The 14,119-nt window shown below is 69.8% G+C and carries 16 protein-coding genes; 12 read left to right on the plus strand and 4 right to left on the minus strand.

Annotated elements, in window-relative coordinates; all coding sequences use genetic code 11:
- Positions 1–7: 7 nt before the first annotated feature.
- The 3 genes from IAI54_RS26230 (at position 8) to IAI54_RS26240 (ending at position 2,487) form a co-directional block, all read left to right on the plus strand.
- Positions 8–931 (plus strand): DnaJ C-terminal domain-containing protein, encoded by a 924-nt coding sequence (locus tag IAI54_RS26230; RefSeq protein WP_187969973.1) that lies wholly within the window; start codon positions 8–10, stop codon positions 929–931.
- A gap of 109 nt (positions 932–1,040) precedes the next feature.
- The gene (gene fabI / locus IAI54_RS26235; protein ID WP_187969974.1) at positions 1,041–1,859 is read left to right on the plus strand and encodes an enoyl-ACP reductase FabI; all 819 of its coding nucleotides are present in this window, start codon (positions 1,041–1,043) and stop codon (positions 1,857–1,859) included.
- Positions 1,860–1,899: 40 nt separating this feature from the next.
- A complete protein-coding gene (locus IAI54_RS26240; protein ID WP_187969975.1) occupies positions 1,900–2,487 on the plus strand; it encodes a histidine phosphatase family protein in 588 nt (195 codons plus the stop codon).
- Positions 2,488–2,935: 448 nt separating this feature from the next.
- Here IAI54_RS26240 and IAI54_RS26245 read toward each other — a convergent pair whose 3' ends face one another.
- On the minus strand, positions 2,936–3,184 hold the full coding sequence (locus IAI54_RS26245; RefSeq protein ID WP_187969976.1) for a DUF1344 domain-containing protein: 249 nt from the start codon (positions 3,182–3,184) through the stop codon (positions 2,936–2,938).
- A 347-nt stretch (positions 3,185–3,531) separates the two neighbouring features.
- On the opposite strand from IAI54_RS26245, the gene aroC reads away from it, so the two are divergent.
- Positions 3,532–4,635 (plus strand): chorismate synthase, encoded by a 1,104-nt coding sequence (aroC, locus tag IAI54_RS26250; RefSeq protein ID WP_187969977.1) that lies wholly within the window; start codon positions 3,532–3,534, stop codon positions 4,633–4,635.
- A 38-nt stretch (positions 4,636–4,673) separates the two neighbouring features.
- Here aroC and IAI54_RS26255 read toward each other — a convergent pair whose 3' ends face one another.
- A complete protein-coding gene (locus IAI54_RS26255; protein WP_187969978.1) occupies positions 4,674–5,093 on the minus strand; it encodes a growth inhibitor PemK in 420 nt (139 codons plus the stop codon).
- 29 nt (positions 5,094–5,122) lie between these two features.
- The gene (locus IAI54_RS26260) at positions 5,123–5,419 is read right to left on the minus strand and encodes a type II toxin-antitoxin system Phd/YefM family antitoxin (protein WP_187969979.1); all 297 of its coding nucleotides are present in this window, start codon (positions 5,417–5,419) and stop codon (positions 5,123–5,125) included.
- A gap of 206 nt (positions 5,420–5,625) precedes the next feature.
- Here IAI54_RS26260 and ribB point away from each other — a divergent pair, with 206 nt between their 5' ends.
- From ribB to dxs, 7 genes are all read left to right on the plus strand, one after another.
- Positions 5,626–6,735 (plus strand): 3,4-dihydroxy-2-butanone-4-phosphate synthase, encoded by a 1,110-nt coding sequence (ribB, locus tag IAI54_RS26265; RefSeq protein WP_187969980.1) that lies wholly within the window; start codon positions 5,626–5,628, stop codon positions 6,733–6,735.
- 118 nt (positions 6,736–6,853) lie between these two features.
- Positions 6,854–7,786, plus strand: a complete 933-nt coding sequence (locus IAI54_RS26270; protein ID WP_187969981.1) for a histone deacetylase family protein — start codon at positions 6,854–6,856, stop codon at positions 7,784–7,786.
- A 6-nt stretch (positions 7,787–7,792) separates the two neighbouring features.
- Positions 7,793–8,044: an exodeoxyribonuclease VII small subunit gene (locus IAI54_RS26275; RefSeq protein ID WP_187969982.1), complete on the plus strand. Its 252-nt coding sequence runs from the start codon at positions 7,793–7,795 to the stop codon at positions 8,042–8,044.
- A 289-nt stretch (positions 8,045–8,333) separates the two neighbouring features.
- Positions 8,334–8,654, plus strand: coding sequence for a type II toxin-antitoxin system Phd/YefM family antitoxin (locus IAI54_RS26280; RefSeq protein WP_235679178.1), 321 nt, complete (start codon positions 8,334–8,336; stop codon positions 8,652–8,654).
- Complete coding sequence (locus IAI54_RS26285) at positions 8,651–9,043, plus strand: type II toxin-antitoxin system VapC family toxin (RefSeq protein WP_187969983.1); 393 nt, start codon at positions 8,651–8,653, stop codon at positions 9,041–9,043. The genes IAI54_RS26280 and IAI54_RS26285 overlap by 4 nt, the downstream gene beginning before the upstream one ends.
- A 12-nt stretch (positions 9,044–9,055) precedes the next feature.
- Positions 9,056–9,973, plus strand: a complete 918-nt coding sequence (locus tag IAI54_RS26290; RefSeq protein WP_187969984.1) for a pirin family protein — start codon at positions 9,056–9,058, stop codon at positions 9,971–9,973.
- A gap of 133 nt (positions 9,974–10,106) precedes the next feature.
- Positions 10,107–12,026, plus strand: coding sequence for a 1-deoxy-D-xylulose-5-phosphate synthase (gene dxs, locus IAI54_RS26295; RefSeq protein WP_187969985.1), 1,920 nt, complete (start codon positions 10,107–10,109; stop codon positions 12,024–12,026).
- A gap of 109 nt (positions 12,027–12,135) precedes the next feature.
- Here the strand turns inward: dxs and IAI54_RS26300 are convergent, their stop codons facing one another.
- Positions 12,136–13,029, minus strand: coding sequence for a LysR family transcriptional regulator (locus IAI54_RS26300; protein WP_187969986.1), 894 nt, complete (start codon positions 13,027–13,029; stop codon positions 12,136–12,138).
- Positions 13,030–13,126: 97 nt separating this feature from the next.
- On the opposite strand from IAI54_RS26300, the gene IAI54_RS26305 reads away from it, so the two are divergent.
- Complete coding sequence (locus tag IAI54_RS26305) at positions 13,127–14,113, plus strand: NAD(P)H-binding protein (protein ID WP_187969987.1); 987 nt, start codon at positions 13,127–13,129, stop codon at positions 14,111–14,113.
- Positions 14,114–14,119: the final 6 nt, after the last annotated feature.

A 14,119-nucleotide genomic window follows, 5' to 3' on the forward strand; every position in this document is an offset into this window, starting at 1 on the left:
CAGTCGAATGCGTGACCCCTACGAGACATTGGGCGTGGCCAGGACCGCGAGTGCCAAGGACATCAAGTCCGCGTTCCGCAAGCTCGCCAAGAAGTACCATCCGGACCAGAACCCCGACGACCCGCAGGCGAAGGACCGCTTCAACGCGGCCAACCAGGCCTACGAGATCGTGGGCGACGAGACGAAGCGCGCTGCCTTCGACCGGGGCGAGATCGACGCGGAGGGCAAGCCGCGCTACCAGGGCTTCGAGGGCGCCCAGGGCGATCCCTTCGCCGCCTTCCGCCGCGGTGCGGGGGCGGGCGGTGCGGGCGCCCGCGGCCAGCGGTTCGAGTTCCGCGCGGGCGGTCCCGACGGCGCGGGCTTCGGCGCGGACGACATCTTCAGCGACCTGTTCGGCCAGGCCTTTTCGCGCGGCGGAGCGGCAGGTGCTGCCGGAGCGGCCCGGGGCGGTCGCGCGGCCGACACGGCGGCCAATCTCGACGTCACCATCGAGGAGGCGGCGACCGCCGCGCACGTCTCGGTCGCCTTCCCCAACGGCCGCAAGCTCGCCGTCAAGCTTCCCGCCTATGTCGAGGACGGCCAGACGATCCGTCTCAAGGGCCAGGGCGAGAACGGCGGCGATGCGCTGGTCAAGCTGCGCATCCGCCCGCATCCGCGCTATCGCGCCGAGGGGCGCGACCTGCATCTCGATCTCTTCGTCGACCTGAAGGACGCCGTCCTCGGCGCCAAGCTCCCGGTCGAGACCGTGAAGGGCCGCATCGCCGTCACGGTGCCGCCCTGGTCCGGCTCCGACAAGGTGCTGCGGCTCAAGGAACGCGGCCTGCCGCTGAAGGAGGGCGGCGCGGGCGATCTCTACGTCCACGTCCGCATCATGCTGCCGCAGGACGGCCGCGAGGAACTCGAAGCGCTGATGCGCCGCGCCGCGCACTGATGCGTCCGCCGCCCATGCCGTGCCGCCCGCGGGGTCCTTCGGCGCTTGTCGGGGGCAGGCGGCTATGCGATAGGGCAATCCGTCGCAAGTCGGTGCAGGAGAGGACGAGATGGCGGACAAGAATGGCCTGATGGCCGGCAAGCGCGGCCTCATCATGGGCATCGCCAACAACAGGTCCATCGCCTGGGGCATCGCGAAGTCCTGCGTGGCGCAGGGCGCCGAACTCGCGCTCACCTACCAGGGCGACGCCTTCCGCAAGCGCGTCGCGCCGCTCGCCGAGGAACTCGGCGCCCATCTCGCCGGCCATTGCGACGTCACCGACATGGCCACCCTCGACGCCGTCTTCGACGCGCTGAAGGAGCGCTGGGGCAAGCTCGACTTCGTGGTCCACGCCATCGCCTTCTCCGACAAGGAGGAACTCGACGGCCGCTACGTCGACACCACGCGCGACAACTTCCTGCGCACCATGGACATTTCCGCCTATTCGCTCACCGCGGTGGCCAAGCGCGCCGAGCCGCTGATGACCGACGGCGGCTCGATCCTGACGCTCACCTATTACGGTGCCGAGAAGGTCATGCCGCACTACAACGTCATGGGCGTCGCCAAGGCGGCGCTGGAGGCGAGCGTGCGCTATCTCGCGGTCGATCTCGGCGGCAGCGGCATCCGCGTCAACGCCATCTCGGCCGGCCCGATCAAGACGCTCGCGGCCTCCGGCATCGGCGATTTCCGCTACATCCTGAAGTGGAACGAGTACAACGCCCCGCTCAAGCGCACGGTGTCGATCGACGAGGTCGGCGATTCGGGCCTCTATTTCCTCTCCGACCTGTCGCGCGGCGTCACCGGCGAGATCCATCACGTCGATTCGGGCTACCACGTCGTCGGCATGAAATCGGTCGACGCGCCCGACATCTCGACCGTCAGGGAGTAGGGGCGCCGCCCCTCCACCTCCCGCCAGCGCGCAGAAGGCAATGACCCCGCTCGTCTATTTCGTCCGGCATGGGCAGACCGACTGGAACGCGGCGCTGCGCTTCCAGGGACAGCGCGACGTCGACGTCAACGAGACCGGCCGGCGCCAGGCGCACCGCAACGCCCTGCGCCTCGCCGAACTCCTCGACGATCCGCACCGCTTCGATTTCGTGGCGAGCCCGTTGCGCCGCACGCGCGAGACGATGGAGATCCTCCGCGCCGGGATCGGTCTGCCGCGCGATGGCTACCGGCTCGAACCGCGCCTCGTGGAAGTTCATTTCGGCGACTGGCAGGGCAGGACGGTGGACGAGGTCGAGACCGCCTTCCCGGGCGTCGCCGCCGAACGCGAGGCCGACAAGTGGTCGTTCCTGCCGCCCGGCGCCGGCGCCGAGAGCTACGACCTCCTCTCGGCACGCATCGAGCCCTGGCTGTCGGCGCTGGAGCGCGACACCGTCTGCGTCACGCATGGCGGTGTCATCCGCTCGATCTTCGTGCTCACCGGCACGGCCGGCCGCGCCGAGGCGGCGGCGATGGACGTCCCCCAGGACCGCATCCTGCGCTGGCGCGACGGGCGCCTCGACTGGCTCTGATACCGGCAGGCTCCGAAGCCCCGCCGGTCCCGTCTCCTCTGGCTTTCGACAGTCGGCAGTCACGCGGTCGGCGCCTCACCCCTGCCGGGTCATTCCGGACCGGAGGCCGAGCGCAGCGGAGGCATCCGGATCCGGAATCCATTCCGTGACGTCGGCCGCAAGGCTGGAGATCGTCGGCGCAACGGAATGGATTCCGGCCAGCCGCCCCGCGCTCCGCGCGGTTCGTCTTCCGGAATGACGCGGGCTGGCGGCCGCCGCGCGGACCGCCTCCGCTTCAGCAGGACGCAACCCCGCCCTCGTCATCCTGGGGCCTGTCCCCAGGATCTGCCGATGCCCGCGCGATGGGCGCTTCTCCCCCGCCCGCGCGCTGGCGAGACCGTCTCGGCGTCACGACGCGAGCGAGTCACCGACGATCGGCCGCCGGAACCGCGGGCATGAACGGACCGCTCTACTCGTACACCGCCATGTCGGTGATCTGGTTCACGTCGCCGACCTTGTCGAAATTGATGACGATCTCGGCGCCGGGCTCGATCCCGGCCATGTCCACTTCGCCCGGCAGCTTGTACGACTTCCCGTCGTCGAGCGTGATCGTCAGCTTCTCCTCGTCGACGCTCTTGATGCGGCCCTCCGTCTGGCCCGCGAGCGCGGGCATCGAGGCGAAGAGGACGAGGCTGAGCGCGGATACGGCAATACGCATGGAATGTCCTTCGGGTTGCGGTCCGCTCTCCGCCGGACCTTGAAAGTTGGTCGATCTCGATAACCGTCCGGCCGGTGTCGGCGATGAAGCTTCGACCGCGCGAGGCGTGTTCGGCCGGCGGGTTCCTCCCGTCGCCGCCGTGCTCTAGGACACCAAAACGGAGGGAATGTGTCAAAGCGTTTCCGGCAGTGGGACCGACCGTCCGCAGAGGCCGCCGCCGCTCGCTCCCGCGCCGGCCTCGTCCCGTCCGCGCGCCCGTTTGACCGGTCCTCCAAACGCCAATACAAGGCGGCGTGTCCACCAAGCCTGCGGGGCAGCGCCCGCCGGCCAGCCCGTCGCAAGGGTCCATGTCGCACAACACCTTCGGCCATCTCTTCCGCGTCACGACCTGGGGCGAGAGCCACGGACCGGCCCTCGGCTGCGTCGTCGACGGCTGTCCGCCGGGCATCCGCTTCCGCCTGGCCGACATCCAGGCCGATCTCGACCGCCGCCGTCCGGGCCAGTCGCGCTTCGTCACCCAGCGCCAGGAGCCCGATGCGGTGAAGATCCTGTCCGGCGTCCTGCCCGACGAGGCCGACCCGGAAACGCTGGTCACCACCGGCACCCCGGTCTCGATGTTGATCGAGAACGTCGACCAGCGCTCGAAGGACTATGGCGAGATCGTCCGGCAGTTCCGGCCGGGCCATGCCGACTACACCTACCAGACGAAGTACGGCATTCGCGACCACCGCGGCGGCGGCCGCTCCTCGGCACGCGAGACGGCGGCGCGCGTCGCGGCCGGTGCGCTCGCCCGCCGCGTCGTCCCCGGCCTCGTCGTGCGCGGCGCGCTCGTCTCGATGGGAACGAAGGCGATCGACCGCGCCAACTGGGACTGGGATTTCGTCGACGACGCCGACAACCCCTTCTTCACGCCCGACCGCGCCTCGGTTCCGGTCTTCGCCGACTATCTCGACGGCATCCGCAAGGCCGGCTCCTCCGTCGGCGCGGTGATCGAGATCGTCGCCGAAGGCGTGCCGGCGGGCCTCGGCGCGCCGATCTACGGCAAGCTCGACCAGGACATCGCCTCGCTCCTGATGTCCATCAACGCCGTCAAGGGCGTCGAGATCGGCAACGGCTTCGAGGCCGCGCGCATCACCGGCGAGGAGAATGCCGACGAGATGCGCATGGGCAACGACGGCGCACCGCTGTTTTTGTCCAACAACGCCGGCGGCATCCTCGGCGGCATCTCCACCGGCCAGCCGGTCGTGGCGCGCTTCGCCGTCAAGCCCACCTCGTCCATCTTGACCGAGCGCCAGTCGATCGACCTCGACGGCAACAACGTCCAGGTCCGCACCAGGGGCCGCCACGATCCCTGCGTCGGCATCCGCGCCGTCCCCATCGGGCAAGCCATGGTCGCCTGCGCCATCGCCGACCACTATCTGCGCCACCGCGGCCAGACCGGGCGGGGCTGAGGCGAGGCGGCGGCCAGGCGCTGGCCGGCAACTGCCCGTCAGGTGGTTCGCTTGGTGATCTGCAGGTGGCGCAGCCGGTAGCTTTCCGCGAAGTGACGCTTGACGTCCTCGAACCAGTCGACGGGCAATGCACCGAGGACACAGCCGTCGGTCGCGAGAGGGCGCTGCGAAATCCACCGCGCCGGTCGCAGATCAGGGCCTGGCCAGGCGAAGACGTTGGCCTCGTCGGTATAGATCCATTGGGGCTCGGCATCGAGACCGATATGGCGTCGCAACTTCGGCGGCACCTCCAGCGCGCGCCGTTCCTCGCGAGGCCGCATGTGGGAGATTCCCAGCGCATAGGTGAGCACGAAGCCGAAATCGTCCTTCCGGGCGAGGATCAGCGCAACCGGGTAGGTCTTCTCTCCGTCCTCGCGCCGGCCGGCCTTGCTCGCCCAGAGATACTCGTAAGCGACCACGTGCCCGATCGGCGGATGGGACGGGATCTTCAACCGCGAGCCCGGGGCAGCACCGCCGTTTCGTCGTCGCTCTCCGGGATGTCGTCGAGCGTGTAGGGTTGATCGGTCGCGACCGCGCTCTGCATGATCAGGTCGATGTCACCCGGCAGCAGGTCCTCGACAGGCACCGCGATCCGGAAGCGCTCCCAGAGCTGCTGAAAGAGATCGGCCGAGACCAGATAGGCCGTCGGCCTCCCGTAGCGCGTGATCTCGACCGGCCCCTGATGTACTCTGTCGTGCCACTCGCCGAAGTTCTTCTGAAACTGGGATGCTGGAACGCTGGCCATATCACCTTCTCCGCAACTTCCGTAAGATACGTGAATGTGTGTGGTTGGGCAAGCGCTCGCCCACCAACGACGCTCGCGCCCCAGCCGCCCGTCTCGAATCGCGCCTCACCTCCCGCCACCAAATCCTCTTGCGTTCTGCGGCAACGGGTTTATTCCCCGACTGCCGACTGCCGACTGCCGACTGCCCTCCGAGCGAAGCGAGTGCCATGCCCTACGACCAGAAGAAGATCGTCGAAGCCCTGCGCGCCTTCGAGCGCGGCGAGATCGTGGTCGTCATGGACGACGACGGACGCGAGAACGAGGGCGACCTGATCGTCGCGGCCGTCCACTGCACGCCCGAGAAGATGGCCTTCATCGTGCGCCACACCTCCGGCATCGTCTGCGCGCCGATGCCGCGCGAGGAGGCCCGCCGCCTGAACCTCGCGCCCATGGTGGCCGAGAACGACGCCCCGCATGCCACCGCCTTCACCGTCAGCGTCGACTTCAGGCACGGCACCACCACCGGCATCTCGGCCGACGACCGCACGCTCACCGTCCGCAACCTCGCCAACGGCAATGTCGGCGCCTCCGATTTCGTCCGCCCCGGCCACATCTTCCCGCTGGTCGCGCGCGAGGGCGGCGTGCTCATGCGCTCCGGCCACACCGAGGCCGCCGTCGACCTGTGCAAGCTGTCGGGCCTGCCGCCGGTCGGCGTCATCTGCGAGCTCGTCAACGACGACGGCACCGTCATGCGCGGCCCGCAGGTGTCGAGCTTCGCCGACACCCACGGCCTGAAGCAGGTCTCGGTCGCCGACCTGATCGCCTACCGCCAGCGCCAGGAGACGCTGGTCGAGCGCATCGACAGCTTCGACGTCGACACCCCCGGCGGAAAGGCGCGCGCCCACACCTACACGCTGCCCTGGGACCCGATGCACCATCTCGCCATCGTCTTCGGCGACATCCGCGACGGCGAGGAGATTCCGGTGCGCCTGCATCCAGAGGACGTGGTCACCGACATGTTCGGCACCTCGGACCGCCTGCGCCGCATCATGCGCGACATGGGCGAGAAGCAGCGCGGCGTCATCGTCTACCTGCGCGAAGGCTCCGTCGGCGTCGCCCACCAGCGCCGCGCGCGCCCGGCGCCGGGCACCGACGAGCGCCATGACGAGGCGCTGCGCCGCGAGAACGAGTGGCGCGAGATCGGTCTCGGCGCCCAGATCCTGCGCGATCTCGGCATCTCCTCCATCGAACTCGTCACCTCGCGCGAGCGCCATTATGTCGGCCTGGAAGGCTTCGGCATCCGCATCGCCCGGACCGTCATCATGGACAAGGATTGATCCGCCCGGCGCTCCGCACCACCCGCGGCGGGCTCGTTCGGCGAGAACCCTGTTGACGGCCGGTTCCGTGGCGGCCGTCGAGGTGGCAAAGCGGCCGCTCAGCGCCTAAGTTCCAGCCATGACCACGCGCCTCTACACGCATCCGATCTATCTCGAGCACCTGACGCCGTCCGGCCATCCCGAGCGGCCGGACAGGCTGCGCGCCATCGGCCGGGCTCTCGAACACGAGAGCTTCGACGATCTCGACCGGGTGGAATCGCCGCAGGCCGATCCCGAAGCCGTCCTGCTCGCCCATCCGCAGGACTATCTGGAGCGGGTCCGTCTCGCCATGCCCGAAGAAGGGCAGGGCCTCGTGCGCATCGACGCCGACACCTCGGCAAGCCCGAAGACCTGGCAGGCGGCGCTCACCGCCGTCGGTGCGGCCAATGCGGCCGTCGACGACGTCTTCGTCGGCCGCGCCGACAACGTCTTCGTCGCCGCCCGGCCGCCCGGCCACCATGCCGAGCGGGCGACGGCCATGGGCTTCTGTCTGTTCAACAACGCCGCCATCGCCGCCCGCCACGCCCAGAAGGCGCATGGCGCCGAGCGCGTCGCCATCGTCGACTGGGACGTCCACCACGGCAACGGCACGCAGGACATCTTCTGGGACGACCGCTCCGTCCTCTACTGCTCGACCCACCAGATGCCGCTCTATCCCGGCACCGGCGCGAAGGACGAGACGGGCGCCGGCACCATCGTCAACGCGCCGCTGCCGCCGCATTCCGGCTCCGCCGTCTTCCGCGACGCCTTCCGCTCGCGCGTCCTGCCGGCGCTCGACGATTTCCGGCCGGACCTGATCATCATCTCGGCCGGCTTCGACGCCCATCACCGCGACCCGCTGGCCGAGATCAATCTCGACGAGGCCGACTTCGACTGGGCGACCGCCGAACTGATGGACCGCGCCGGCCGCCATTGTTCCAACCGGCTCGTCAGCCTGCTGGAGGGCGGCTACGACCTCCAGGGCCTGGCCATGTCGGTGGCGGTGCATGTCCGGCGGCTGATGAAGGGATAGCGATCCATGACCGACAAGCCCAACGACGACGTCCGCGCCATGAGCTTCGAGCAGGCGCTGGAAGCGCTGGAACGCATCGTCGACGACCTCGAGAAGGGCGACGTCCCGCTCGAGAAGTCGATCGCCATCTACGAGCGTGGCGAAGCCCTCAAGCGCCATTGCGACACCCTGCTGAAATCCGCCGAAGCCAAGGTCGAGAAGATCCGCCTCTCCCGCGACGGCCAGCCGACGGGCGTCGAGCCGCTCGATCCGGGCTGACGGGGCGCAGAACTCCCTTCCTATCCTGCTTCCCCCGTGGGCGCTTGATCGGCCCGAAAGGGGTATCGGGTGAAACACAGGCACGACGTCAGCCGGGCGCGACGGCGGAGCGCCGGATTTCCCCCCCTTTGAGGCGGGGCCGAAGGATGGGCGAGACCGGTGGCTCGCCCCGTCCGGCAGGACAGAGGGGGGTGCCGCAGAACTCGGCGCCGGCTTCAGGGTGATGGAGGAGGCGCTTCCTTCAAGATCTCCTCGCCCGCTCGGGCATTGCCTCCCGCAGCGCCCCGCGTTGCGCCGCACCGCCGCACGGCGTATCTTCGTCGCAACCACTGCCAACGGGAGCCCGGCCATGGGCGTCGTGAAACTCACCGATGCGGAGATTGACCTCGCGACCCTCGTCGAGGCGGTCGCGAACGGCACCGAAACAGAGATCGTCATCGAGCGCGACGGCAAGCCCGCCGCGCGGCTGGTCCCGGTCGAGCCGCCGGCCGAAGAGCCGCGGAAAATCCGGCTGGGCCTTGCCGCCGGCAAGTATCCGCCGATGAACTTCGAAGCCTTCCAGGCCATGGATGCCGAGATCGGGAAGATGTTCCTCGGCGAGGAGGAGTGAGGCTTCTCCTCGATACGCATGTTGCGATCTGGGCGACCAGCACCCCGGAGCGCATCCCGGTCCGTATTCACAGGCTGTTCGGCGTCGGGGGTGGCACGGTGATGGTTTCGGCGGTCGCCGTATGGGAGATCGCAATCAAACATGGCCGCGGTCGTCGCGACGCGCCGCCGATGACGGCGCCGCAGGCCATCGCAGAGTTCGATGCCGCCGGCTTCGGCATCCTGAACGTCAACGCCGCCCACGCCGCCTTCGTCGAGCGGCTCCCCGCCCTGCACGGCGACCCGTTCGACCGGCTCATGCTCGCCCAGGCGATCGTCGAGGAGATGCGGTTCGTCACATACGATCGCCACCTCTCGCGCTATGGTGCGCCCGTCCTGAGTTGGACCTGAGGAGCCCCCCCGATGAGCTTCTTCCCCGGCCACGACCCCGAGCCCGGCGATGCCTTCGCCTGCGATGCCATCGAGCTGATGGTGATCCCCAACGCCAAGGACATCGGCGGCTTCGAGGTCCGCCGCGCGCTGCCGACGGCGAAGCGCCGGCTCGTCGGGCCCTTCATCTTCTTCGACCGCATGGGCCCGGCCATCCTGCGCCCCGGCACGGCCATGGACGTGCGCCCGCATCCGCATATCGGGCTCGCCACCGTCACCTATCTCTTCGACGGAAAAATCCGCCATCGCGATTCGCTCGGCACCGAAATGGTGATCGCGCCGGGCGACGTGAACCTGATGACGGCCGGCCGCGGCATCGTCCATTCCGAGCGCACGCCGGAAGAGCTGCGCGGCGCGCCGATGTCGATCTCGGGCCTGCAGACCTGGATCGCGCTGCCCGACCACCGGGAGGAGATCGATCCCCTGTTCGAGAACACCGCCGCCGCCGCACTGCCGCTGTTTGCCGGCGACGGCGCCTCGGGCCGCGTCGTCATCGGCGATTTCGAGGGCGTCCGCTCGCCCGTCCGCACCCAGTCCGACACGCTCTACGTCGACATCCGGATCGCGCCCGGCGGCCGCGTCCGCATCCCCGCCGCGGCCGAGGAGCGCGCCGTCTACCTGCTCGACGGCCGCGTTACCATCGCCGGCGACGGCTTCTCGCCCGACCGCCTGCTCGTCTTCCGCCCCGGCGACGAGATCGTCGTGGCCTCGGAGGAGGGCGCCCATCTGATGCTCTTCGGCGGCGCCTCCATGGGTTCGCCGCGCTACATCTGGTGGAACTTCGTCTCCTCGTCGAAGGAGCGCATCGAGCAGGCCAAGGAGGAGTGGCGCACCGGCCGCTTCGACATCGTGCCGGGCGACGCCGCGGAGTTCATCCCCCTGCCCGAGTGACGCACTGGTCGGCCGGGCGGGTACGGCGATGTGTTTTTCGCCGGCTTCTCCTGCCACCCTTGGCCATCTCGCGCGTTTACTTTCATCGGCCCAGCGCCTATCTCCCGATGATCGGCCAATGCGAAACAGTTGAATGACCGTCAAATCGCCGCCCGCGACCCCGCTTCTCGACCGCGTCACCATCCCCGCCGACCTGAAGAAGCTGTCCGAAGCAGAGCTTCCGCAGCTCGCCGCCGAGCTGCGCGCGGAGATGATCGACGCCGTCTCGCAGACCGGCGGCCATCTCGGCGCCGGTCTCGGCGTGGTCGAGCTGACCGTGGCGCTGCACTACGTCTTCGACACGCCGGCCGACCGGCTGATCTGGGACGTCGGCCACCAGGCCTATCCGCACAAGATCCTCACCGGCCGGCGCGACCGCATCCGCACCCTGCGCCAGGAAGGCGGCCTGTCGGGCTTCACCAAGCGCGACGAGAGCCCCTACGATCCCTTCGGCGCGGCGCATTCCTCCACTTCGATCTCGGCCGGCCTCGGCATGGCCGTCGGCCGCGACCTCAAGGGCGCGAAGAACAACGTCATCGCCGTCATCGGCGACGGCGCCATGTCGGCCGGCATGGCCTACGAGGCGTTGAACAATGCCGGCGCGCTCGATGCCCGGCTGATCGTCATCCTCAACGACAACGACATGTCGATCGCCCCGCCGTCGGGCGCCATGAGCGCCTATCTGGCGCGCCTCGCCTCGGGCCGCACCTACCAGGGCTTCCGCGATTTCGGCAAGAAGCTCACTTCCTATCTCGGCAAGACGGTCGACCGCGCCATCACCCGCGCCGTCGAGCATGCGCGCGGCTACGTCACCGGCGGCACGCTGTTCGAGGAACTGGGCTTCTTCCACATCGGCCCGATCGACGGCCACAATCTCGAGCACCTGATCCCGGTGCTGAAGAACGTCCGCGACAACGGCGCCGGCCCGATCCTCATCCACGTCGTCACCCAGAAGGGCAAGGGCTACGCGCCCGCCGAGGCGGCGTCCGACAAGTATCACGGCGTCAACAAGTTCGACGTCATCACCGGCGCCCAGGCCAAGGCGCCGGCCAATGCGCCCGCCTACACCAGGGTCTTCGCCGAGACCCTCGTCCAGGAAGCGCGGGACGACGACCGCATCGTCGCCATCACCGCGGCCATGCCCTCCGGCACCGGGCTCGATCTCTTCGGCGAGGCATTCCCGTCGCGCACCTTCGACGTCGGCATCGCCGAGCAGCACGCCGTCACCTTCGCCGCCGGCCTCGCCACCGAGGGCTTTCGGCCCTTCTGCGCCATCTATTCCACCTTCCTGCAGCGCGCCTACGACCAGGTGGTCCACGACGTGGCCCTGCAGGGCCTGCCCGTCCGCTTCGCGATCGACCGTGCCGGCTATGTCGGCGCAGACGGCGCCACCCATTGCGGCGCCTTCGACGTCGGCTATCTCGCCATGCTGCCGGGCTTCACCGTCATGGCCGCCGCCGACGAGGCGGAGCTGCGCCACATGATCCGCACCGCCGTCGAGCATGACGGCGGCCCGATCGCCTTCCGCTACCCGCGCGGCAACGGCGTCGGCGTCGACATGCCCGAGCGCGGCGTGGCGCTGCCCATCGGCAAGGGCCGCGTGCTGCGCGAAGGCACCAAGGTCGCGCTGCTCTCCTTTGGCACGCGGCTCGCCGACTGCCTCGCCGCGGCCGAGGAACTCGACGCCGCCGGCCTCTCCACCACGGTCGCCGACGCGCGCTTCGCCAAGCCGCTCGACGGCGACCTCGTCGCCCGCCTGGCGCGCGAGCACGAGGTATTGGTCACCGTCGAGGAAGGCTCGATCGGCGGCTTCGGTACGCAGGTCCTGCATTTCCTCGCCGGCGCCGGCCTGCTCGAATCGGGCGCCCGAATCCGCCCGCTGGTCTTCCCCGACGTCTTCACCGACCACGCCAAGCCCGAAAGGATGATCGAGATCGCCGGCCTCGACACCGCCGGCATCGTCCGCACCGTCTTCGCGGCGCTCGGCACGGGCGCACGGGCGGCGCGGGCCTGAAGCAGGTCTTCCGGAAGCAGGCACCGGTTCCGGGCCAAAGACAGGCGCGAAAGCAGGAGACCTGAATCGCGCGGAGCGCGTCCGAACGATCGCGACGCGCCTTCAGCCGTCACCGCCCGCGCGGCATCGCCCCGAACGAATCCACCAGCGAATCGAACACCGCCCGCACGCGCGGCACCTTCGCCAGGTTCTCGTGCGTCACGATCCACGTCTCCAGCACGGCGACGTCGATCTCCGGCAGGAGACGGACGAGCCGCGGGTCGGCGTCGCCCACCGGAACCTGCGCCACCGCGATGCCGACGCCGGCCCGCGCGGCGGCGAGCTGCGCCGGATGGCTGTCGGTGCGCAGCACGAGGCGCTCGCGCAGGAAGCCGCCGCCGATCTGCGCGGCGAAGGCGAGGTCGATGCGGTTGCGGTCCGGCCCGATCACGTCATGGTCGGCCAGCGCCGCGAGACTGTCCGGCGCGCCGCGCCGCGCCACGTAGCTGCGCGCGGCGAACAGCCCGAGCGGGATCGCCGCCACCTTGCGCGCCACCAGCGCCGCCTGCTTCGGCGTCACCGTCCGCACCGCCACGTCCACCTCCTGCGCCAGCAGGTCGGCGGGCGCGTTGCTCAGCGACAGCTCGATCCGCACGCCCGGATGCGCCGCGCGCAGCCGCGCCAGCATGGCCGGCATCACCTCGATCCCCATGAACTCGGGCACGCTCACCCGCACCGTTCCCGCCACCGCGTCGCCGGCCGACGAAGCCTGCCGCACGAACAGGTCCGAGGCCATCGCCATGGCGCGGGCTGCGCCGCGCAGCGCCTCGGCGGTCTCGGTCGGCGCGAGCCCGTTCACCGACCGCGTGAACAGCACCGTCCCCAGCGCGCTCTCCAGCGCCTCGATCCGGCTGCGCACGGTGGGATGCGACAGGCCGAGCCGCCGCGCGGCGGCCGACAGGCTGCCCTCTTCGAGCACGGCCAGAAAAATGCGCTGATCGTCCCATGCGACGGCGGAGTTCATAAAAACATGACTACCAGCTGTCGGATTGTTTGCAATTCCTTTTCAGCCTCGCACGCGCCACCTTCTGCGCATCGAAACGGCCGGACAGGAGAGCTGGATGGAACGGAACAGGACGGCGCTGGTGCTCGGCGCGACGGGCGGCATCGGCGGCGGCATCGCGGCCGCGCTGCTGCGCCATGGCTGGCGGGTGCGCGGCATGGTCCGCGACGCGGCCAAACTCACGCCCGCGAGCCAAGCCGGCATCGAATGGATCACCGGCGACGCCATGCGGCGCGACGACGTCGTCCGGGCCGCGCAGGGCGCCTCGGTCATCGTGCATGCGGTCAACCCGCCGGGCTACCGCAACTGGGACACGCTCGTCCTGCCGATGATCGACAACACCATCGCCGCGGCGCGCGCCGTCGGCGCGCGCATCGTGCTGCCCGGCACCATCTACAATTTCGACCCTGCGGCGACGCCCGTCATCGGCACCGACAGCGCCCAGCGGCCGAAGAGCCGCAAGGGCCTGATCCGCGTCGCGGTGGAGGAGCGCCTGCGGCAGGCCGCGCCCGAGGTCCCCGCGCTCATCCTGCGCGCCGGCGACTATTTCGGCCCGGGCGCCCGTTCCAGCTGGTTCGCGCAGGTCATGGTCGCGCCGGGCAGGCCTTTGCGCCGCATCGTCGATCCCGCGCGCAGCCCGGGCCACAGCTGGGCCTATCTCCCCGACCTCGCCGAAACCTTCGCGCGCCTGCTCGACGCGCCGGAGCGCCTGCGTCCCTTCGAGATGCTGCAGTTCGAGGGCGTCTGCGACCATGACGGCCGGCAGATGGTGGAGGCGATCCGCCGGGCCACCGGCCGCCGGCTGCGCGTCTTCGCCTTCCCGTGGTGGCTGATCCGGGCCGCCGGCCTCTTCGGCGGCTTCCCGCGCGAGGCGGCCGAAATCGCCCCCTACTGGCGCCACCCGGTCCGGCTCGACAATGCCCGTCTCGTCGACCTGCTGGGTGAGGAGCCGCGGACGCCGCTCGATATCGCCGTCACCGAGACGCTCGCGTCGCTCGGCTGCCTGGATCGGCCGGCCCGCCTGCTCGACCCGCAGGTCGCCTGAACCCGC

It is taken from the genome of Aquibium microcysteis (assembly GCF_014495845.1).
In the GTDB taxonomy this organism is placed as follows: domain Bacteria; phylum Pseudomonadota; class Alphaproteobacteria; order Rhizobiales; family Rhizobiaceae; genus Aquibium; species Aquibium microcysteis.